Source organism: Streptomyces sp. NPDC047982, from assembly GCF_043204165.1.
In the GTDB taxonomy this organism is placed as follows: domain Bacteria; phylum Actinomycetota; class Actinomycetes; order Streptomycetales; family Streptomycetaceae; genus Streptomyces.
This window is the reverse complement of record NZ_JBIDBS010000005.1, coordinates 242594-264019: the sequence shown is the minus strand read 5'-3', so window position 1 is coordinate 264019 and position 21426 is coordinate 242594. Positions and strand designations below refer to the sequence as shown.

The following is a 21426-nucleotide window of genomic DNA, read 5'->3' as shown; positions in this document are numbered from 1 at the left end:
CGTCGCCTCCCGGCAGGGCCCGTTCCTCCCCTCGCCGGCCGACGGCGCGCCGCGTCACACTGGGGGACGGGGACGGGGAACGGGTAGGGGGGCGAACGGGGACGAACGGTCGTCCGGCAGAAGGTGATCGGCATGATGTGGTACGACGGCTGGGGCGGCGGATGGCTCCTCATGGCCGTGATCATGGTGGTGTTCTGGTCGTTGCTGATCGCCGGGATCGTCGCCCTCACCCGCTACCTCGGCGGCGGGCGCGGGAACCGGTCGGGTCCGCCCTCCGGCGAGGCCGGCTGGGGCGGCGGCCGACGGGCCGAGGACCTTCTCGCGGAACGGTTCGCCCGCGGGGAGATCGACGAGGACGAGTACAGACGCCGCCTCACCGTGCTCCGCGAACAGCGCTGAACCACCCCGGCCCACCCCGCTCCGCGGCCGGTGCCGAACGACGCCGTCGCCCCGGGCGTCACGCGGCTTTGCCGACGGCCTCCACCCGGCCGCGCCCGGCCGCGACGGGTCGAACGGCCCCGCAGGCCGCCCCGCCGCGTACGGATCGCGCCCCGGGCGGCCATACTGGACGCGCCGGGGAGGGCGCGGGGGCAGTGGGCGGAGCGACGGGGGCGACAGCACGACATGGCGGACACCAGGCTGGTCCAGAGCCGGTACCGACTGCTCGATCTGATCGGGCGCGGGGGCATGGGCGAGGTGTGGCGTGCCCGGGACGAGTCGCTCGGCCGTCAGGTGGCCGTGAAATGCCTCAAGCCCGTGGGGCCCCAGCACGACCAGTCGTTCACCCGGGTCCTGCGCGAGCGCTTCCGCCGCGAGGCCCACGTCGCCGCCTCGCTCCAGCACCGGGGCGTCACCGTGGTCCATGACTTCGGCGAGGACGACGGCGTCCTGTTCCTGGTGATGGAGCTCCTCGACGGCCGCAACCTCGGTCAGCTCCTGGAGGACAACGAACAGCGCCCGCTCCCGGTGCCCGACGTCGTCGACATCGCCGAGCAGGTCGCGGACGCCCTCGGCTACACCCACCGGCAGGGCATCGTGCACCGCGACCTCAAGCCCGCCAACATCATGCGCCTGGCCGACGGCACGGTGAAGATCTGCGACTTCGGCATCGCCAGGCTGGGCCGCGACATCGGCTTCACCTCCCGCCTCACCGGTACCGGCATCGCCATGGGGACCCCGCATTACATGTCGCCGGAACAGATCGGCGGCGGCCAGGTCGACCACCGCAGCGACCTCTACTCCCTGGGCTGCGTCCTGTACGAGATCGCCACCGGGGCGCCGCCGTTCGACCTCGACGACACCTGGGCCGTCCTCGTCGGACACCGTGACACCGAGCCCGAGCCCCTGCGCGCACGCCGGGCGGAACTCCCCGGGTTCTTCGACCGCGCCGTCCTGGACCTGCTGGCCAAGGAACCGGAGGAGCGGCCCGCCGACGCGGGCGACCTGCGTCGCCGCATCGCGGTCGGGCGCACCGGCGAGCAGCACCGGCCCGGGCCCACCGGCCACGTTCCGCCCGCTTCGCTCGCCCCGCCCCCGCCGCCCGCCCCCGCCACGCGTCCCGGGCGGGAGCTGCCGGCCTGGACCCGCGGCATGACGACCGGACCCAAGGCCGTGGGCGGCCTTCCGCGGACCGCCCCGCCCCGCCGCTGCGCGGGCCTCACCGCCGAGTGGACCACCGCCACCGGCCGATGGCATCACTCCGGGGAAGCGGCCATGGGCACCGGCGCCGTTCCGCGGCATCCCGGCATCGAAGGGATCAGCGGCACCGGGCCGTGGCACCTCGCGGCGCAGCCGTCACCCGCCCGGACCGAGCGGCCGGCCCCGTCCCCGGAACTCCTCTCCGTCCTCGCCGGCCGCCACGGCGCGGGCCTCAACCTGGGGCGTCTCGGTCACTGGGAGGAAGCCGAGGAGGTCCATCGCGCGGTCGCCGCCGAACGCGAGCGGGCCCTCGGCCCCGACCACCCGGACACGCTGTCCAGCAGATACGAGATCGGGTTCACCCTCGCGCGCACGGGCCGGTCCGAGGACGCGCTGCGGGAGTTCGGCCGGGTGGCCGGGAGCCGCGAACGCGTCCTGGGCCCCGACCACCCCGACACCCTCGCCGCCCGCTACGAGACGGGTATCGCGCTCGGCCGCCTGGGCCGCAGCGCGCAGGCCCTGGAGCTGTACCGCGCCCTCGTCGGCGACCGGATCCGGGCGAGCGGCCCCAGCCACCCCGAGACACTCCGTGCCCGTCACGGTCTCGGCGTCAACCTGGGGCGCCTCGCCCGCTGGGAGGAGGCGCTCGCCGAGGCCCGCGAGGTCTGCGCGATCCGCGAGCGCGTCCTGGGCCCGGACCACCCCGACACCCTGGTCAGCCGCCGCGAGGTCGCCGTCGGCCTCGGCTGGCTCGGCCGCTGGACCGACGCACTCACGCTCTACCACCAGGTCGCCGAGACCCGCGAGCGCGTCCTCGGCGCCGGTCACCCCGACACCCTCGCCGCCCGCAACGACGAGGCGCACTGCCTGGAGCAGACCGGCCGGGGAACGGAGGCTGTCGAGCTGTACCGCCGGGTGGCCGCACTGCGCCACCGACCCGCCACGCCGCCCGACGGCCCCGGCCCCGCCGCCTCCGGCCGGGTGTGAACGCCCCGTGCTACGAAGGAACCTGCCCGCTCCCGACCGCTATGACGCGGTGATCGTGGGCGGCGGCCACAACGGTCTGGTCGCCGCCGCCTACCTCGCCCGTGCCGGACAGTCCGTCCTGGTCCTGGAACGCCTGGCCGCCACCGGTGGAGCGGCCGTCTCCACCCGTCCCTTCGACGGGGTCGACGTCCGCCTGTCGCGTTACTCGTACCTGGTGTCCCTGCTGCCCCGGAAGATCGTCCGCGACCTCGGCCTGGACTTCGCCGTGCGCAGGCGGACCGTCTCCTCGTACACCCCGACCGTGCGCGAGGGCCGGGCGACCGGTCTCCTCGTCGGCGAGGACCGCGCCACCCGGGACTCCTTCGCCGCGCTGACCGGCTCGGACCGCGCCTACGAGGCGTGGCGGTGTTTCCAGGGCATGACGCGGCACGTCGCCGGACGGGTCTTCCCGACTTTCACCGAGCCCCTGCCCACCCGGGACGCGCTGCGTGAACGGATCGGTGACGAGGGTGCCTGGCGGGCACTCTTCGAGGAGCCCATCGGCGTCGCCGTCGAGCGGCACCTCGACGACGACCTCGTCCGCGGAGTCGCGCTGACCGACGCCCTGATCGGCACCTTCGCCGACGCGCACGACCCGTCGCTGCGTCAGAACCGCTGCTTCCTCTACCACGTCATCGGCGGCGGCACCGGCGACTGGGACGTACCGGTCGGCGGCATGGGCACCCTCACCGACGCCCTGGCCCGGGCGGCCCGCGCGGCCGGGGCCGAGATCCGGGTCCGGCACGAGGCGACCCGGATCGAGACCGACGGGACGCACGCCGAGGTCACCGTCCGCTCACCGGAGGCGGAGCACGTCGTCGCGGCCCGCCGGGTGCTCGTGAACGCCTCGCCGCGGGCGCTCGCCGCCCTGGTCGGCGACGAACCGCCCGCCCCGGCCGAAGGGGCGCAGCTGAAGGTGAACATGCTCCTCACCCGGCTGCCCCGGCTGCGCGACCGTTCCGTCGACCCTCGCGCGGCGTTCGCCGGGACGTTCCACATCGCCGAGGGGTACCGGCAGCTCGCCGACGCCTACCGGGAGGCGGCGACCGGCCGGATCCCCACCGCCCCGCCGTCCGAGGTCTACTGCCACTCGCTGACCGACCCGTCGATCCTCGGCCCCGGCCTCGCCGCGAGCGGCCACCACACCCTCACCCTCTTCGGCCTGCACGCCCCCGCCCGGTTGTTCGCCGCCGACAACGCCGCGACACGCGCCCGACTGCTCGCCGCCACGCTCGCCCAGATCGACGCCCACCTGGAGGAACCGATCGCGGACTGTCTGGCCGTCGACGCGAACGGCGAGCCTTGCATCGAGGCGAAGACACCGCTCGACCTGGAACGGGAGTTGGCACTGCCGGGCGGTCACATCTTCCACCGCGACCTCGCGTTCCCGTACGCCTCGGAAAACACGGGCCGCTGGGGTGTGGAGACGCGGCACGCCAACGTGCTGCTGTGCGGGGCGGGCGCGGTGCGCGGCGGCGGGGTCAGCGGTGTGCCCGGCCACAACGCCGCCATGGCGGCGCTCGGTCGGTGACCCTCCCGTTCCCGCGCCGCTCCCGGCAGACGTCGCCGGGAGCGCCGCGAGGGACAGCCCTTACGCCGGACCGCGCCCGTGCGTTCAGCGGCGGTCGACGCGGTACACGTCCCGTACACAGAGGTTGGGGACCGTCGCCGCCGCGATGGCACCGGCGCAGACCAGGAGCATGGTCCGGGCGGCCAGGGCGTGCGCGCGCTCAGCGGCCTTCCGAACGTGCGCGCGGGACCTCGTCCTGCCGGAACCGGACCAATGGCTGTGACCAGACCAATGGCTGTGACCAGCTCACCGCCAGTCACAGCCATTGACCTGCTTGGGAGTTGCCGACCCACACCCCTGGCTAGCAGTAGGTGTCGTAGCCGGTCCGGTACGCGAGCGAGTACGCGTCCGTGTACTCCTCCGTCGTCTTCGCCGGAGCGTACGAGTGGCGGTAGTCGCACTTGTTGGTGAGGCCGTCGCGCTTGCCGTCCCTCGCGCCCTTTGCCTTGCCCTCGGCGGCATCGTTGGGTCCCGGAGGCACCATGGGGGAGGCGCCGTCGCTGCAGTAGATGTCGTAGCCGGTCCGGTACGCGAGCGAGTACGCGTCCGTGTACTCCTCCGTCGTCTTCGCCGGAGCGTACGAGTGGCGGTAGTCGCACTTGTTGGTGAGGCCGTCGCGCCTGCCGTCCCTCGCGCCCTTTGTCTGGCCCTCGGAGGCATCGTCCGAGGGGAAACGCGCGGTGTCGGAGGTTGTCGTTGCCGAGGTGTCCGTGGTGGCGGCCGCGGCCTGCGACATCGCCGCCGGCGAGAGGGCCACGGCTGCTGCGACGAGGGGGCTCGCCAGAGCGATGATGTGCTGTGCACGCATAGCTATCCCCTTTCACGAGGTCAATACGCGCCGATGGTGCCTCGGACCTGGCCGGACGCAGACGAATGCGGTCGTGAGCCAGGGAATGGTATCTGCACGGTGTGTTGTGCGTGGGCACCTGAGGGGCCGGTGGATTCCGGCTTCCGAACGCCAATTGCGCTGCATGCCTGCAACTACGCAGCTTTGACGCCTCCACTCGAAGGTAGCGAGCCGGTTCCGATATGTCCAGCTATGTGGCAATACGCCCAGGATTCGTTGGGGTTTCGGTGCGCCGAACCCCAACGGATCCTGGGCCCGCACTGCGACGGTTGGCGCGTCCGCGGGCCGATCGGAGACCTTGTGCTTGATGGCACAGCGGTCGGCACGCCGGTCGGCACGCCGGTCGGCACGCCGGTCGGCACGCCTGAGCCCGAAGAACGTCCGAACATGCGGGCCACTCCATCAAATCCTTGACGACTCACGTGCGAAAAATATGCTTGAGTAATCAAGGAGGTGGCAATGAGTGAGGGGTTGGACGCGGCCCTGCGTCTCGCGAGGGCCCAGACAGTCCTGGTGAAGCGGTTCGACGCGAGTCTGGGAGGGCTGCACGGCGTGAGCATGGCCGACTTCACGATGCTGCTGCGTCTGGGACAGGCGCCCGGCGGCCGGATGCGCCGGGTGGACCTGGCCGAGGCACTGGGACTGACCGCCTCCGGGGTGACCCGGGGACTGGCGCCGCTGGAGCGGATCGGACTGGTGACGCGCGAGACGAATGCCCGCGACGGCCGGGTGGCCTACGCGGCGCTGACCGGCACCGGCCGCGTGCGCCTGACGGAGATGCTCGCCACGGCGGAACAGGTCGCCGCCGAGATCTTCGCCGCACCCCCGTGGAGCAAGGAGGACATCGGCCGGCTGTCCGCCCTGCTGGCCCACCTCGGCGGCGCCGGCCTCCCCGGCCGCGGCGTGGCCTCGTAACCCTCCACCCCGCGACCGTCCTCCCACCCCAGGCCCCGTCGCCCGGGGCCGGCCGCCGTCCCGCCCCCACGGCCGTCGGCGTCCCCGCCGCCGTCCCGTAAGTCCCGCACCTCCGTTACCACCTCCGTTACCCACCTGCCGGAGGCGCTCTTCTTCGACGAGCCCCCCGCGGGCATCGACCGCGGGGGCGCGACGACCTCTGGTGGATCACCGCGAGCGGGGAGCGGGCCGGCTCTCCGGCGCGGCCGGCCCCGGGGGCGACGGCCTGTGGCGAACGGCGGTGCCCGGGCCCGGCGCGCCCCGGCCGCACCCCTCCTTCAGTCCGCCGAGGCCGTCCACCCCAGCGCCTCGATCCGTGCCGCGTCGGCGCGCCGGTTGTCGTCGAAGACCGTCCGGCCGCCGTCCCCGACCCGGATCGCGTCCACGTACACCCCGCGTCCGAGGTACCGCTGGTCCGTGGTGTAACGCCAGCGCAGCCGCACCTTCTTGCCGCGCCATGCGGCGAGGTCGGCGTCGAGCCGGTGCCAGATCCGGCCGGACCAGCCGGAGACCGAGCCCGTCGGGTGCGGTTCGGGCTCCGGGCGGCCGTGCCCGTCCAGCGGCGAGGTGGTGAACGGTACCGGCTGCCAGGTCGTCCCCGCGTCCGCCGACGCCTCCAGGAGGACGAAGTCCGAACCGGGCTCGGTGTCCCACCACAGGGCCGACGTCAGCCGGGCCCGGGACGAGGTCAGGCGCAGCGCGGGCAGGGTGAGTGTGGCCGTCGAGGCGCTCGCCATCCCCGAGAACCACGCCGTGCGGCCCCGGAGGGGACGGACCGGGACGGCCCGCGCCATCCGGTTGGCGGTGGCGGCGCGCGGCGCGCTGCCGGAACGCCAACTGCGTACCGGGTGCACCGAGTTGCCGAGAACGATCAGGAACGAGTCGGTCGTCGGGTCCAGGACCAGGCTCGTGCCGGTGAAGCCGGTGTGCCCGGCCGTGCGCGGTGTCGCCATCGCGCCCATGTACCAGTGCTGGTAGAGCTCGAACCCGAGCCCGTGCGCATCACCGGGGAATGCGGTGTTGAAGTCCGTGAACAGCAGGTCCACCGAGGCGTCGGACAGGATCCTCGCCCGGCCGTAGACCCCGCCGTTGAGCAGGGTGCGGGCGAGGACCGCGAGGTCCCAGGCGCAGGAGAAGACTCCGGCGTGCCCCGCGACGCCGCCCAGGCCGTACGCGTTCTCGTCGTGCACCTCGCCCCAGACCAGCCCGCGGTCGAGGCCGGACCATGGGGGCCGGGCGTCCTCCGTCGCCGCGATCCTCGGTCTCCAGGAGGACGGGGGGTTGTACCGGGTGCGGCGCATCCCGAGCGGAGCGGTGATCTCCTCGCGGAGCAGGACGTCCAGCGCGCGGCCGGTGACCCTCTCCAGTACCAGTTGCAGCGAGATCAGGTTCAGGTCGGAGTAGAGGTACACCGTGCCGGGCGCGTTGGCCGGCGCCTCGTTCCACAGCAGCTCCAGCTGCCCCTCGCGGGTCGGCGCCTTGTACAGCGGGATCCAGGACCGGAATCCCGAGGTGTGCGTGAGTAGTTGACGGACCGTGATGTCATGTTTCCCGGCGCGGGCGAAGTCGGGCAGGTACGAGGCGACCTTCGCCTCCAGCTCCAGCGTTCCGCGCTCGATCTGCTGCACGGCCAGGATCGAGGTGAACAGCTTGGACACCGACGCCAGGTCGAAGACCGTGTCCTCGGCCATGGCGATCTGCCGGTCGGGCGGGAACTCGACCCCCGTGTCGGTCTTCTCGTCGTAACCGGAGTAGCGCACGGCCTTGCCGATCGGTTGGTGCAATGCCACCGTGCCGCCCCGCCCGGCCAGCAGCACCGCACCGGCGTACCAGGGGTGTGCGGGGGAGGGGGAGAGGAACTTCTCGGCGTCCGCGACCAGTTGGTCCAGCTGCTCCGGCGAGAGACCGGCGCGGGCGGCGGATCCGCGCCGCAGCGTCGGGCGGGCGCGCCCGGACGCCGTACCCGTCCCGGATCCCGCGCGCATACCCGACGACTCCGCTCCCGACTCCGTGGCCGACGCCCGTTCCGCGAACGGTATCGGCGCCAGGGCGAGTGCCCCGCCCAGGGCCAGCATCCCACCGCTCAGCCCGCGTCGGCTGATCCCTCTGTTGCCGGTCGTGTCCTCGGTCATCCGAGACCCCTTCCCGCCGCGCGAAAGTAATTTTCGAAATCGTTTCCGATGATGAAACTTCTTTCCGCCGCAGAGGTTACTGTCACCCCCGCCGTCGCGGAGGGCTCCGGCGTCACAAAGAATCTGACGTAGCATCAGAAAATCTCTTCCTTCGGCCGTCCGGCTGCGGCATCCTGCGCCCCATGGAGACGGAGCTGAGCAAGAAACTGGGAGTCGAGCACGCCATCTTCGGCTTCACGCCGTTCCCCGCGGTGGCCGCAGCCATCACCAGGGCCGGCGGCTTCGGCGTACTCGGCGCGGTCCGCTACACCGCCCCCGACGACCTCGCGCGCGACCTCGACTGGATGCAGGAGCACACCGACGGCAAGCCGTACGGCCTCGACGTCGTCATGCCCGCCAGGAAGGTGGAAGGCGTGACCGAGGCCGATGTCGAGGCGATGATCCCGGACGCGCACCGGCAGTTCGTCGGGGACACCCTGGCCAAGCACGGAGTGCCGGAACTCGCCGAGGGCGAGGCGTCCGGCTGGCGCATCACGGGGTGGATGGAGGACGTCGCCCGCACCCAGCTCGACGTCGCCTTCGACTATCCCATCAAGCTGCTCGCCAACGCGCTCGGCTCACCGCCCGCCGACGTCGTCCGGCGCGCTCACGACCAAGGCGTCCTCGTCGCCGCGCTCGCCGGCAGCGCCCGACATGCCCGCCACCACGCGGACGCGGGCATCGACATCGTCGTCGCCCAGGGGTACGAGGCGGGCGGCCACACCGGCGAGATCGCCTCCATGGTCCTGGTCCCGGACGTGGTCGATGCCGTGGGACCGCTCCCCGTCCTCGCCGCGGGCGGCATCGGCAGCGGCGAGCAGATCGCCGCCGGACTCGCCCTCGGCGCCCAGGGCGTCTGGCTCGGCTCCCTCTGGCTGACGACCGAGGAGGCCGACCTGCACTCCCCGGCCCTGACCCGTAAGCTCCTCGCCGCGGGCTCCGGCGACACCGTCCGCTCCCGCGCCCTCACCGGCAAACCCGCCCGCCAGCTCCGCACCGAGTGGACCGACGCCTGGGACGACCCGTCGGGCCCCGGCGCCCTGCCCATGCCGCTCCAGGGGCTGCTGGTCGCCGAGGCGCTGTCCCGCATCCAGAAGTACGAGACCGGCGCGCTGCTCGGGACCCCCGTCGGCCAGATCGTCGGCCGGATGAACAGCGAACGCAGCGTACACGCCGTCTTCGACGATCTGACCCGCGGCTTCGAACGCGCAGTCGACCGGATCAACCGCATCGCCGGACGGAGCGCCTCATGAACACCCCGCCGAACGGCTTCTGGGCCCAGGCCGCCGCCGACCCCGGCCGCACGGTGCTGACCGCTCCCGACGGCGATGACTGGACGGCGGGACGGCTGCACGCCGCGGCCAACCGGCTGGTCCACGGACTGCGCGCGGCGGGGCTGCGACACGGCGACGCCTTCGCGGTCGTGCTGCCCAACGGTGTCGAGTTCTTCACCGCCTACCTCGCCGCCGCCCAGGCGGGCCTCTACCTCGTCCCCGTCAACCACCACTTCGTGGGACCCGAGATCGCCTGGATCGTCTCCGACTCCGGCGCCAAGGTCCTCATCGCCCATGAACGCTTCGCCTCCGCCGCGACCGCCGCCGCCGACGAGGCGGGGTTCCCGGCCGACCGCCGCTACGCCGTGGGCGCGGTCGACGGCTTCCGCCCGTACGGCGAACTCCTCGACGGCCGGCCCGGCACGCCGCCCGAGGACCGCACGCTCGGCTGGGTCATGAACTACACCTCCGGCACCACCGGACGGCCGCGCGGCATCCGCCGCCCGCTCCCCGGCAGGCTCCCCGAGGAGAGCCATCTCGGCGGCTTCCTCGCAATCTTCGGCATCCGGCCCTTCGACGACAACGTCCATCTGGTGTGCTCGCCGCTCTACCACACGGCCGTCCTCCAGTTCGCCGCCGCGTCCCTCCACATCGGGCACCGGCTCGTCCTGATGGACAAATGGGCGCCCGAGGAGATGCTGCGGCTCATCGACACCCACCGCTGCACCCACACCCACATGGTCCCGACCCAGTTCCACCGCCTCCTCGCCCTCCCCGACGAGGTGAAGCGACGGTACGACGTCACCTCCATGCGCCACGCCGTCCACGGTGCCGCGCCCTGCCCCGACCACGTCAAACGGGCCATGATCGAGTGGTGGGGGAGAAGCGTCGAGGAGTACTACGCGGCCAGCGAGGGCGGCGGCGCCTTCGCGACAGCCGAGGACTGGCTGAAGAAGCCCGGCACCGTCGGCAGGGCCTGGCCGATCAGCGAACTCGCCGTCCTGGACGACGACGGGAACCGCCTGCCGCCCGGTGAACTCGGCACCGTCTACATGAGGATGAACACCGGCGGCTTCCGCTACCACAAGGACGAGGCGAAGACGGAGAGGAACCGCGTCGGCGACTTCTTCACCGTCGGCGACCTCGGCATCCTCGACGAGGAGGGCTACCTCTTCCTCCGCGACCGCAAGATCGACATGATCATCTCCGGCGGCGTCAACATCTACCCCGCCGAGATCGAGGGCGCACTCCTCGCCCACCCCGCCGTCGCCGACGCGGCCGTCTTCGGCATTCCCCACCCCGACTGGGGCGAGGCGGTCAAGGCCGTGGTCGAACCGGCCCCGGGACACGAACCGGGCGACGCCCTCGCGGCCGAGATCCTGCTCCACTGCGAGCAGCGCCTCGCCGGGTACAAGCTCCCCCGGAGCGTCGACTTCATCGGGGCGATGCCCCGCGACCCCAACGGCAAGCTGTACAAACGGCGACTGCGCGACCCGTACTGGGAGGGGCGTCCGCGGGCCGTGTGATCCGCCATCGGACGGTGGGCGGCGGCGGGTGCCGGGTGGCCGTCCGTGTCCCTTGCCGAGCGGACGACGCACACGAGATCATGGCTTCCCTACGGGAGTTCGACGTGCGGGCGGCACCGGCGCCCGACAGGACCGGTAGCTTTTTTGGGGGAGCCGTGGTCATCTCCGTCGTGTATTTCGTCGTCGCCCTGGGCGCGGCCGTCGCCTTCGGCAGGGCGCTGGACCGGCAGCTCCACGGGCCCGGGCTGCGGGCCGCGTGGGCGGACGGGCTCACGGCCGAGGCGCGGTGCACGCGGGTGCGCACCGAGGAGAGGCAGGACGCGGACGCAGTGCCGTTCGTCCACACCCTCCCGACCCTGGAGTTCCGCACCGCCGACGGACGGACCGTCGCCTTCGAGGAGCGCCGGGGGCGCGTGGAGTTGGCCGAGGGCGACGTCCTGACGGTGTACTACAACGCGCGCGACCCGCAGGCCGCGACGACGCGCGCCCCGTCATTCGGCATGCTTCATCTCAGGGCCCTGGTCACCGGTGCGGGCGCGGTGCTCGCCGCGGTCACGGCGACCGTGCTCGCCCTGGTTCTCTGACGCCGTTCCCCGCGCGGCAGCCGGACACGAATGACCACCGACGACCGCGAGGCCCGGCGCCGTTCCCGCGCGCTCGGTAGCCGGGAAAACGAGTGGCACGCGCTCGCGTGGCCCCCGTACGTTGTGCGGTCGTGACCGATGCCCCCGAGCACCCCCCCGACAGCCCTGGTGCTGCAACTCCGCTCGGTCTGGTCTTCACCGGCGCCGCCGTGACCTGGGCCGCGTCGTCCTGGGTGCAGGGCCGCCTGCTGGAGCAGCGGCCTCGGCACCGGCTGGTCGTGAGCGGCGCGCTGATCCTGGCGGTGGCCGTCGCCATCGCCGCCGTCGGGACGATTTCCTCGCTGCCGCCGTACACGGCCGCGTCGTCCATGATCATCGCGGCCTTCGGCATGGGCATGATGGCGCCGTCCCTCACGGTGCTGTCCCTGTCCCACGCCCCGTCCGGGCGACAGGGCTATGCCAGCGGCGCGATGCAGACCACCCAGAACCTGGGCCAGACCATCGTGCTGGCCGCCGCCTCCGCCCTCTTCACCGTCTGCCTGGGGGCCGGGGCCGCCGGTCACGTCGGATATCTCGCCGCCTTCCTGCTGCTGCTCGTGCCCTGCGCCCTGGCCGCGCTCCTCGCCACCCGCACCCGCGCCACCGGCACGTGAACGCGCCTGCGTCCATGCCCCGCGACCACTCCTCCCGCCGTCCCGCCCCTTGACCGCGGGGATCCGGCCGCACAGGATCACGCCATGACAGGTGTACGAAGCAGCACAGTCGACGGTGTCGTGGCCCGCAGCGCACGCCGCACCCCGGGGCGCACGGCCCTCGCATACGCACAGCGGACCTGGACCTACGCGGAACTCGACACCGCCGTGAGCACGGCGGCGGCCGTCCTCACCGGCGAGCACCGGCTGAGCCCGGGCGACCGGGTCGCCTGCTACGCGCACAACTCCGACGTGTACCTGATCGCGTTCCTCGCCTGTGCCCGCGCGGGGCTGGTCCACGTACCCGTCAACCAGAACCTCACGGGTGACGACCTCGCGTACATCCTGGACCAGTCCGGCAGCGTCCTCGTGCTCACCGACCCGGACCTCGCCGACCGGATCCCGGACGCGTTCGCCGTACGGGCGCTGCGCGACGCACCGGGCTCGCTCCTCGACGCCCTCGCCGCCCCGCGCCCCTTCACCCCGGAACGCGAACCGGCCGCCGGGGACCTGGTCCAGCTCCTCTACACCTCGGGCACCACCGCGCTGCCCAAGGGCGCGATGATGACCCACGGCGCCCTCGTCCACGAGTACGTCAGCGCGATCACGGCGCTCGACCTGCGCGCCACCGACCGGCCCGTGCACTCGCTGCCGCTCTACCACTCCGCGCAGATGCACGTCTTCCTGCTGCCCTGCCTCGCCGTCGGCGCGAGCAACGTCGTCCTCGACGCCCCCGACGCGGACACGATCTTCGACCTGGTCGAGGCGGGCCGGGCGGACAGCCTCTTCGCCCCGCCCACCGTCTGGATCGGCCTCTCCCGGCACCCCGGGTTCGCCACCCGGGAACTCGGCGGACTGCGCAAGGCGTACTACGGTGCGTCGATCATGCCCGTACCCGTGCTGGAACGGCTCCGCGAGCGGCTGCCCGGCCTCGCGTTCCACAACTGCTTCGGGCAGAGCGAGATCGGTCCCCTCGCCATGGTCCTGGGACCGGACGAGCACGAGGGCCGGATGGACTCCTGCGGCAGGCCCGTCCTGTTCGTCGAGGCCCGAGTCGTCGACGAGGACGGCACGGAGGTGCCCGACGGGACGCCCGGCGAAGTCGTGTACCGCTCGCCGCAGTTGTGCGAGGGCTACTGGGACAAGCCCGAGGAGAGCGCGGCGGCGTTCCGCGACGGCTGGTTCCACTCCGGCGATCTGGCCGTGCGCGACGCGGACGGCTTCTTCACGGTCGTCGACCGGGTCAAGGACGTCATCAACTCGGGCGGTGTCCTCGTCGCCTCCCGCCAGGTCGAGGACGCGCTCTACACCCATCCCGCCGTCGCCGAGGCCGCCGTCGTCGGACTGCCCGACGAGCGCTGGATCGAGGCGGTGACGGCCGTGATCGTCCTGCGCGGCGAGGCGACGGAAGCCGAGCTCATCGACCACGCCCGCGAACGGCTCGCCCGCTTCAAAGCCCCCAAGAGGGTCCTCTTCGTGGACGAACTGCCGCGCAACGCCAGTGGGAAGATCCTCAAGCGGGAGCTGCGCGACCGGTTCGCCTGACAGCCCGGTACGGCACCTCGGCGGGTCCGCGCCGGCCCCGCCGAGGGCCACCGACCCGCTACCGCCCGCCGCGTTCGTCCACGATCCGCCGAAACTTGCCGACCGACCGCTCCAGCGTCCCCGGATCGACGATCTCGACCCCCACCGACACCCCGATCCCGTCCTTGACCGCGGTCGCGATCGACTCCGCGGCGGCCGTCCGCTGCTCGGGGGCTGCCCCCGAGCGGGCCTCCGCCCGCACGGTCAGGACGTCCAGGCGACCCTCGCGGGTCAGCCGCAACTGGAAGTGCGGTGCGACTCCCGGCGTCCGCAGCACGATCTCCTCGATCTGGGTCGGGAAGAGGTTCACACCGCGCAGGATCACCAGATCGTCGCTGCGCCCGGTCACCTTCTCCATCCGCCGGAACACCCGTGCCGTGCCCGGCAGCAGCCGGGTCAGGTCCCTTGTCCGGTAACGGACCACCGGCATGGCCTCCTTGGTGAGCGAGGTGAAGACCAGTTCGCCCTCCTCACCGTCCGGCAGGACCTCCCCGGTGAACGGGTCGACGATCTCCGGATAGAAGTGGTCCTCCCAGATGTGCAGCCCGTCCTTGGTCTCCACGCACTCCTGCGCCACACCGGGGCCCATGACCTCCGACAGCCCGTAGATGTCGACCGCGTCGATCGCGAACCGCTTTTCGATCTCGCGCCGCATTCCCTCCGTCCACGGCTCGGCGCCGAAGATCCCGACCTTCAGGGAGGTCGTCCGCGGATCGACACCCTGACGCTCGAACTCGTCGAGGAGCGTCAGCATGTACGACGGCGTCACCATGATGATCTGGGGCCGGAAGTCCTGGATCAGCTGCACCTGACGTGCCGTCATGCCACCGGAGGCGGGGATGACCGTGCAGCCGAGCCGTTCCGCCCCGTAGTGCGCCCCCAGGCCGCCGGTGAACAGCCCGTATCCGTACGCCACGTGGACCTTGTGCCCGGGGCGCCCGCCGGCCGCCCGGATCGAGCGGGCGACCACGTCCGCCCAGGTGTCCAGGTCCCGCTCGGTGTACCCGACGACGGTCGGACGGCCCGTCGTCCCGCTCGACGCGTGGATCCTGCGCACTCGTTCCTCGGGGACGGCGAACATGCCGAAGGGGTAGTTGTCCCGCAGATCCGACTTGGTCGTGAAGGGGAAACGGGCGAGATCGGCGAGCGTGCGGCAGTCGTCCGGCCGCAGCCCGGCCGCGTCGAACGCGGCCCGGTAGTGGCCGACGTTCTCGTACGCGTGGCGCAGCGTGGCCCGTAGCCGCTCCAGCTGGAGTGCCTCCAGCTCGTCCCGGCCCAGTCGTTCCGCCGAGTCCAGCAGAGACGTCATCCGGATCTCCCTCTCCCGAGCAGGCGACCGATCATTCGGTCGATCTTTCGAGAGCAGTAATTCAGGATGCTCCGCTCCGTGGCAAGAGGGGCGACGCGCATCGTTCGCGTCGCCCCTCCGTTCCCGTCCCGCCCGGCCCGGCCCGCACGGCTTGCGGGCCGGGCCGGCCGGGGACACGGCGGGCCCGTCAGGACCGGTGCAGCAGTGAGGTCAGCACGTCGTGGAGGACGGCCTCGGCATCGGCGACGGAGCCCGTCGACCGCCAGGCGACGAAACCGTCGGGACGCACCAGCACGGCGCCCTCGGACGTCGTGCCGTGGGCCTGCGCCCAGTCGGCCCCGTCCTCCGGCTCCAGATCGGCGCCCGGACCGATGCCGTACACCCGCAGCCGCACCGACAGCCGGGCGGCGACCCGCTCGGCCGCGTGCCGCCACACCACGTCCGTACCGTCGGTGAGCAGCACGAAGGTGCTCTCGTACAGATCCAGGGTGGACTTGCGCCCGCCGGCCTGGCGGACCCACAGGTGCGGCGCGCGGCTGCCGGGCGCACCGTCCAGCCGCATCCGCTCCGGCACGACCGGCTGATCCGGGTCGGCGCCCAGCACGGCGCCCCGGGGATAGCGATAGCCCAGGGCCACGGTGAGCATCCCGGCCTGCCTGCCACCGCCCACGCCGGGGGCCGCGGTGTAGCCCGGGTGGCTGTGCTCGCTGGAACGAGCCGAGGCCCGCGCGCTCGTCGCCTGCGCCACCGGCAGCCGTTCCGCCTCGTAGGTGTCCAGCAGACCCGAACCCGCCTCGCCCCGCAGCACGGCGGCCAGCTTCCAGGCCAGGTTGTGCGCGTCCTGGATGCCGGTGTTGGAGCCGAACGCCCCGGTGGGCGACATCTCGTGGGCCGAGTCCCCGGCGAGGAACACCCTGCCGGAGCCGTACCGCTCCGCGACGCGTTCCGCCGCGTGCCAGGGCGCCCTGCCGGTGATCTCGATGTCGAGGTCCGGTGCCCCGACCGCGGTGCGGATGTGCGCGGCGCACCGCTCGTCGGTGAAGTCGTCCAGCGTCTCGCCGAGCTGGGGCTGCCACGGCGCGTGGAAGACCCAGTCCTTCTGGTTGTCCACGGGCAGCAGCGCACCGTCCGCCGCGGGGTTGGTCAGATAGCAGACGATGAAACGCCGGTCGCCCAGCACATCGGCGAGCTGCCGCGAACGGAAGGTGATGCTGACGTTGTGGAACAGGTCACCGGGGCCCGTCCGTCCGATCCGCAGCTGCTCACGGATGGGGCTGCGCGCCCCGTCGGCGGCGATGAGATAGTCCGCGCGCACACGGATGTGCTCACCGGTCTCCCGGCTCTTGAGAGCCGCGTCCACTCCCGACGCGTCCTGGTCGAAGCTCTGCAGCTCGGTGGAGAACCGCAGATCGCCGCCCTGCCGGAGGGCCTGCTCCAGGAGCACGGGCTCCAGGTCGTTCTGACTGCACAGGCACCAGCCGGTCGGGCTGAAACGAGCCACTCCGCCACCCGGGTCGATCTCCTTGAACAACCACGTCTGGTCGTCCCCGGTGAGCGAACCGGCCTGCAGGATGCCGTGGTTGCCGGCGAGCACCGATGCCGCCTCGCGGATCGCCGGCTCCGTGCCGGACGTGCGGAACACCTCCATCGTGCGCACGTTGTTGCCGCGGCCGCGGGGATGCGTCGAGGTGGCCCGGTGCTTCTCGACCAGCAGATGCTCGATGCCGAGCCGGCCGAGGAAGAGTGAGGCGGACAGGCCCACCAGAGAGCCGCCCACGATGAGGACCGGTACGCGAATGTCGACGTTCTCGTTCATCAGTTGCTCCAGCTCGGACGCCGTTCGGTTGCCTTGTTCCATGCCCTTGTCGGAGCGGTTCGGACGGTCGCTCACCTGAACGGTTCATAAATCTCGCGCCACCCGGACCAGCGTTTCACGATCGGTCACGGAGACGATCCGCGCTGTCACGAGGGCGGACCACCCACACGCGCCGGGAGAGTCCCCGCTCCGACCACCGGGACAGTCCCCTGCTCCCACACTCGCCAACCGACGGCCGAGCGCATGCCCGATGGCTGCCCATGACGCCGTCTCGAAGGAGACCCAAAGATGACCAGCACCCTCTCGGAACGGATCTCCCAGTCCGCGTTCGACGGTTCCAGACTGCGCGTCGTGCTGCTGCTCGACCTCTACGACGGGGCCCAGCAGCAGTTCCTGGAGGCGTACGAGCACCTGCGCAACCAGGTGGCGTCCGTCCCCGGCCACATCAGCGACGAGCTGTGCCAGTCCATCGAGAACCCCTCGCAGTGGCTGATCACCAGCGAATGGGAGAGCGCCCCGCCGTTCCTCGCCTGGGTGAACAGCGAAGAGCACGTGGAGACGGTCCAGCCGCTGCACAACTGCGTGCGCGACACCCGTTCGCTGCGCTTCAGCGTCCTGCGGGAGACCGGGAAGGCGTTCGCGCTGACGCCCGAGACGGCCAAGGGCAAGCTCCAGGCGTCGCCCCGTCTGGGCGACGGAGTGGTGCGTCACGCGCTCACGTTCACCGTCCAGCCCGGCACCGAGGGCATCGTCGCCAAGATCCTCGCCGATTACGAGTCCCCGAAAGCGCGTGTCGACGAAGACACCAGACTGCGCCGCACCTCGCTCTTCATGCACGGGAACCGCGTCGTACGGGCCATCGAGGTCGAGGGCGACCTCCTCGCGGCCCTGCGCCACGTCGCCCGCCAGCCCGAGGTCCGGGCCGTCGAGGAGGCCATCAACCCGTACCTGGAACAGGACCGGGACCTCAGCGACCCGGACTCCGCCCGCATGTTCTTCACCCGGGCGGCACTGCCCACCGTCCACCACGTGACCGCCGGCCGCCACGCCGCCGCCGACGTACACCGGCACGCGCTCTTCTACCAGGCCAGACCGGGGTGCGGCATGGCACTCGCCCGGCTGCTCGCCGGCCATGACGAGGAAGCGGCCGACGACCCGGCGAGCATCATCGACAGCAGCACCATCTTCCAGCGTGACGACGTGGTCGTCCGCCTCCTCGAAGCGGTCGAACCCCTCGACGCGCAGCCCGCCCAGGCCGTCGGCATCGACGGCCCCGGCAAGGTGGCCAGGCTCGGACGTCTCCTCGACGGCGCCACGAACACCGTGCCCACCGACGACCCGCAGATCGCGGACTTCCTCGCGGGGGCCGAGATGTCCCTGATCACCGACCGGTGCGCCACGGAGTCCTGAACCGCGCGACCGCACTCCGGGGGGTTCTCGCTCAACCCGTCAACACAACGCGCAATGTGCCAGGAGGAAAGCAGTCATGACCACGTACCGGCCACGCATCGTGGATCTCAGTGAGACGCAGCCCAATCGCAGGCGCGGAGGAGACCTTCGCGCCATGCTCACGCCGACCGCCGTGGGAGCCACCAGCGGCTTCATGGGGCTGGCCATCGTCCAGCCCGGCGACCGCATCGGTGAGCACTACCACCCGTACTCCGAGGAGTTCGTGTACGTCGTCGACGGCCTCCTGGAGGTGGATCTGGACGACGAGCCGTACGAGCTGCGGCCCGACCAGGGACTGCTGATCCCTCCCCATGTGCGCCACCGGTTCCGGAACGTGGGGGACATCGAGGCGCGCATGGTCTTCCATCTCGGCCCGCTCGCGCCGCGCCCCGAACTCGGCCACGTCGACACCGAGCACACGGGGGCCGCCGACCGCGTCGCACCGCCGGAGCGGACGGAGGCCCCCTCATGACCCGACGCGTGGCGGTCACCGGCGTGGGTGTCGTCGCGCCCGGCGGCGTCGGCGTACCGGCCTTCTGGGACCTCCTTGCGAACGGTCGGACCGCCACCAGGGGCATCACGCTCTTCGACCCCGCCGGCTTCCGTTCCCGCATCGCCGCCGAGTGCGACTTCGACCCGGCGGCACACGGCCTGGACGCCGACGAGATCGCCCGGTCGGACCGCTACGTCCAGTTCGCCATGGTGGGTGCCAGGGAGGCCCTCGACGACGCCGGTCTCGACCCGGAGAAGGTGGACCCCTGGCGGGTGGGGGTGTCGCTCGGCACAGCGGTCGGCGGCACGACCCGGCTGGAGCACGACTACGTCGCCGTCAGCGGCGGCGGTGCCCGATGGGACGTCGACCCCCGGCCGGCCGGCCCGCACCTCGAACGGGCCTTCTCGCCCAGCACCCTCGCCTCCGCGGTGGCCGAGCAGATCGGCGCCCACGGCCCGGTGCAGACCGTGTCCACGGGCTGCACCTCGGGTCTCGACGCGATCGGGTACGCCTTCCAGTCCATCGAGGAAGGACACGTGGACGTCTGCGTCGCCGGGGCCTCCGACTCGCCGATCACCCCCATCACGGTGGCGTGCTTCGACGCGATCAAGGCCACCTCGCCCAACAACGACGACCCGGAGCACGCCTCCCGGCCCTTCGACGCCCGCCGCGACGGCTTCGTCATGGGAGAGGGCGGGGCGGTGCTCGTCCTCGAGGAGTTGGAGCACGCCCGCGCCCGCGGCGCGACCGTGTACTGCGAGATCGCGGGATACGCCACCTTCGGCAACGCGTACCACATGACCGGGCTGACCGCCGAAGGACTGGAGATGGCCGAGGCGATCAACCGCGCACTCGGCCACGCCCGGCTGGACGGCTCGCAGATCGACTACGTCAACGCGCACGGCTCGGGCACCAAGCAGAACGACCGGCACGAGACGGCGGCGGTCAAGCGGGCCCTGGGCGCGCACGCCTACGACGTGCCGATGAGTTCGATCAAATCCATGATCGGCCACTCCCTGGGGGCGATCGGGGCCATAGAGGTCGCCGCCTGCGTACTCGCCCTGCTCCACCAGACGGTGCCGCCGACGGCGAACTACGAGAGCCCGGACCCGGAATGCGATCTCGACTACGTGCCGCGCACCGCACGTCCCCTGAAGCTGCGCAGCGTCCTGTCGGTCGGCAGCGGCTTCGGCGGATTCCAGTCGGCGGTGGCCCTGACCCGGACAGGTGGGAGGACACCATGAGAACCCGCAGAGCCCGGCGGACCGTCGTCACCGGCATCGGCGTCGTCGCGCCCGGCGGAATGGGCACCGAAGCCTTCTGGAAGCGGACGCAGGAGGGCATCAGCGTTCTCGACCGGGTTTCCCGCGAGGGGTGCGAGCACCTTCCGCTGCGGGTCGCGGGCGAGGTGCGGGGCTTCGAGGCGGCGGAACTGATCGAGGAACGCTTCGTCGTCCAGACCGACCGGTTCACGCACTTCGCGATGGCCGCCGCGGACGTCGCCCTGGACGACGCCCGGCTGGGCCGCGCCGACTACGAGAACTCACCGTTCGACATCGGCGTGGTGACCGCCGCCGGGTCCGGCGGCGGCGAATTCGGGCAGCGCGAGCTCCAACGGCTGTGGGGGCAGGGCTCCACCTATGTGGGCCCGTACCAGTCCATCGCCTGGTTCTACGCCGCCAGCACCGGCCAGATCTCCATCCGGGGCGGATTCAAGGGCCCGTGCGGGGTCGTGGCCAGCGACGAGGCGGGCGGACTGGACGCGCTGGCCCACGCCGCCCGTTCGATCCGCGGCGGCGCCGAGGCGGTGGTGGTGGGCGCGGCCGAGGCACCGCTGGCGCCCTACTCGGTGGTGTGCCAGCTCGGGTACGACGACCTGAGCACCCGCGACGAACCCACCCGCGCCTACCTGCCGTTCACCTCGGACGCCTGCGGCTTCGTGCCGGCCGAGGGCGGCGCCATGCTGGTGGTCGAGGAGGAACAGTCGGCGCGCCGGCGCGGCGCCCGGGTCCGGGCCGAAGTCGCCGGACACGCCGCCACGTTCACCGGGGCGGGCCGTTGGGAGGAGTCCCGGGAGGGCCTCGCCCAGGCGATCATCGGCGCGCTGCGGGAGGCCGACTGCGCACCGGACGAGATCGACGTCGTCTTCGCGGACGCCCTCGGCGTACCGGCCGCCGACCGCGCCGAGGCGCTCGCGATCGCCGACGCGCTGGGCGCGCACGGCCGGCAGGTACCGGTGACGGCGCCCAAGACCGGTATCGGGCGGGCCTACTGCGGGGCCCCGGTGCTGGACGCGGCCGCAGCCGTGCTCTCCATGGAGAACGCCCTGATACCGCCCACACCGAACGTCTACGAGGTGTGTCACGACCTCGACGTCGTCACCGGCAGCGCCCGCCCCGCCGCACTGCGGACGGCGCTGGTACTCAGCCGCGGGCTCATGGGCTCGAACGCGGCCATGGTGCTGCGGGGCTCCACCGACACCCCATCGTGAAA

Annotated in this window: 17 protein-coding genes; 13 read left to right on the top strand and 4 right to left on the bottom strand. The window is 72.2% G+C overall.

Annotated elements, in window-relative coordinates; genetic code table 11:
- The first annotated feature begins 132 nt into the window (after positions 1–132).
- The 3 genes from ACGF2V_RS08525 (at position 133) to ACGF2V_RS08515 (ending at position 4195) form a co-directional block, all read left to right on the top strand.
- Positions 133–399 carry an SHOCT domain-containing protein gene (locus tag ACGF2V_RS08525; RefSeq protein ID WP_362622494.1) on the top strand — a complete coding sequence of 89 codons (267 nt, stop codon included), beginning with the start codon at positions 133–135 and terminating at the stop codon, positions 397–399.
- A gap of 225 nt (positions 400–624) precedes the next feature.
- Positions 625–2625 (top strand): tetratricopeptide repeat protein, encoded by a 2001-nt coding sequence (locus ACGF2V_RS08520; RefSeq protein WP_392911257.1) that lies wholly within the window; start codon positions 625–627, stop codon positions 2623–2625.
- A 7-nt stretch (positions 2626–2632) separates the two neighbouring features.
- Entirely contained in the window at positions 2633–4195 is a 1563-nt protein-coding gene (locus ACGF2V_RS08515) for a phytoene desaturase family protein (protein ID WP_392911254.1), read from the top strand.
- A 340-nt stretch (positions 4196–4535) separates the two neighbouring features.
- Here ACGF2V_RS08515 and ACGF2V_RS08510 read toward each other — a convergent pair whose 3' ends face one another.
- Positions 4536–5042, bottom strand: a complete 507-nt coding sequence (locus ACGF2V_RS08510; protein WP_362627592.1) for a hypothetical protein — start codon at positions 5040–5042, stop codon at positions 4536–4538.
- A 498-nt stretch (positions 5043–5540) separates the two neighbouring features.
- On the opposite strand from ACGF2V_RS08510, the gene ACGF2V_RS08505 reads away from it, so the two are divergent.
- A complete protein-coding gene (locus ACGF2V_RS08505; RefSeq protein WP_362627589.1) occupies positions 5541–5996 on the top strand; it encodes a MarR family transcriptional regulator in 456 nt (151 codons plus the stop codon).
- A 317-nt stretch (positions 5997–6313) separates the two neighbouring features.
- Here ACGF2V_RS08505 and ACGF2V_RS08500 read toward each other — a convergent pair whose 3' ends face one another.
- Entirely contained in the window at positions 6314–8167 is a 1854-nt protein-coding gene (locus tag ACGF2V_RS08500) for a serine hydrolase (RefSeq protein WP_362704734.1), read from the bottom strand.
- A gap of 182 nt (positions 8168–8349) precedes the next feature.
- On the opposite strand from ACGF2V_RS08500, the gene ACGF2V_RS08495 reads away from it, so the two are divergent.
- The 5 genes from ACGF2V_RS08495 to ACGF2V_RS08475 all read left to right on the top strand — a co-directional run bounded on the left by ACGF2V_RS08495 (position 8350) and on the right by ACGF2V_RS08475 (position 13827).
- Positions 8350–9459, top strand: a complete 1110-nt coding sequence (locus tag ACGF2V_RS08495) for a nitronate monooxygenase family protein (RefSeq protein WP_362704731.1) — start codon at positions 8350–8352, stop codon at positions 9457–9459.
- Positions 9456–11006: an acyl-CoA synthetase gene (locus ACGF2V_RS08490; protein WP_362704728.1), complete on the top strand. Its 1551-nt coding sequence runs from the start codon at positions 9456–9458 to the stop codon at positions 11004–11006. Before ACGF2V_RS08495 ends, ACGF2V_RS08490 begins: the two co-directional genes overlap by 4 nt.
- Positions 11007–11086: 80 nt before the next feature.
- Entirely contained in the window at positions 11087–11590 is a 504-nt protein-coding gene (locus ACGF2V_RS08485; RefSeq protein WP_362627578.1) for a DUF3592 domain-containing protein, read from the top strand.
- A 131-nt stretch (positions 11591–11721) separates the two neighbouring features.
- Positions 11722–12243, top strand: a complete 522-nt coding sequence (locus ACGF2V_RS08480; protein ID WP_362704725.1) for an MFS transporter — start codon at positions 11722–11724, stop codon at positions 12241–12243.
- An 84-nt stretch (positions 12244–12327) separates the two neighbouring features.
- On the top strand, positions 12328–13827 hold the full coding sequence (locus ACGF2V_RS08475; RefSeq protein WP_362704723.1) for an acyl-CoA synthetase: 1500 nt from the start codon (positions 12328–12330) through the stop codon (positions 13825–13827).
- A gap of 58 nt (positions 13828–13885) precedes the next feature.
- Here the strand turns inward: ACGF2V_RS08475 and paaK are convergent, their stop codons facing one another.
- A complete protein-coding gene (gene paaK / locus ACGF2V_RS08470; RefSeq protein ID WP_362627569.1) occupies positions 13886–15175 on the bottom strand; it encodes a phenylacetate--CoA ligase PaaK in 1290 nt (429 codons plus the stop codon).
- A 187-nt stretch (positions 15176–15362) separates the two neighbouring features.
- Positions 15363–16991 (bottom strand): FAD-dependent monooxygenase, encoded by a 1629-nt coding sequence (locus ACGF2V_RS08465; protein WP_362627601.1) that lies wholly within the window; start codon positions 16989–16991, stop codon positions 15363–15365.
- 288 nt (positions 16992–17279) lie between these two features.
- Between ACGF2V_RS08465 and ACGF2V_RS08460 the strand changes: the two genes are divergently transcribed.
- From ACGF2V_RS08460 to ACGF2V_RS08445, 4 genes are all read left to right on the top strand, one after another.
- The gene (locus ACGF2V_RS08460; protein ID WP_362627567.1) at positions 17280–18401 is read left to right on the top strand and encodes a SchA/CurD-like domain-containing protein; all 1122 of its coding nucleotides are present in this window, start codon (positions 17280–17282) and stop codon (positions 18399–18401) included.
- Between the two features lie 76 nt (positions 18402–18477).
- Positions 18478–18912, top strand: a complete 435-nt coding sequence (locus ACGF2V_RS08455) for a cupin domain-containing protein (protein ID WP_362704721.1) — start codon at positions 18478–18480, stop codon at positions 18910–18912.
- Positions 18909–20177 (top strand): beta-ketoacyl-[acyl-carrier-protein] synthase family protein, encoded by a 1269-nt coding sequence (locus ACGF2V_RS08450; RefSeq protein ID WP_362627561.1) that lies wholly within the window; start codon positions 18909–18911, stop codon positions 20175–20177. Before ACGF2V_RS08455 ends, ACGF2V_RS08450 begins: the two co-directional genes overlap by 4 nt.
- Entirely contained in the window at positions 20174–21424 is a 1251-nt protein-coding gene (locus ACGF2V_RS08445) for a beta-ketoacyl synthase N-terminal-like domain-containing protein (protein ID WP_362627558.1), read from the top strand. Before ACGF2V_RS08450 ends, ACGF2V_RS08445 begins: the two co-directional genes overlap by 4 nt.
- The last annotated feature ends 2 nt before the right edge of the window (positions 21425–21426 follow it).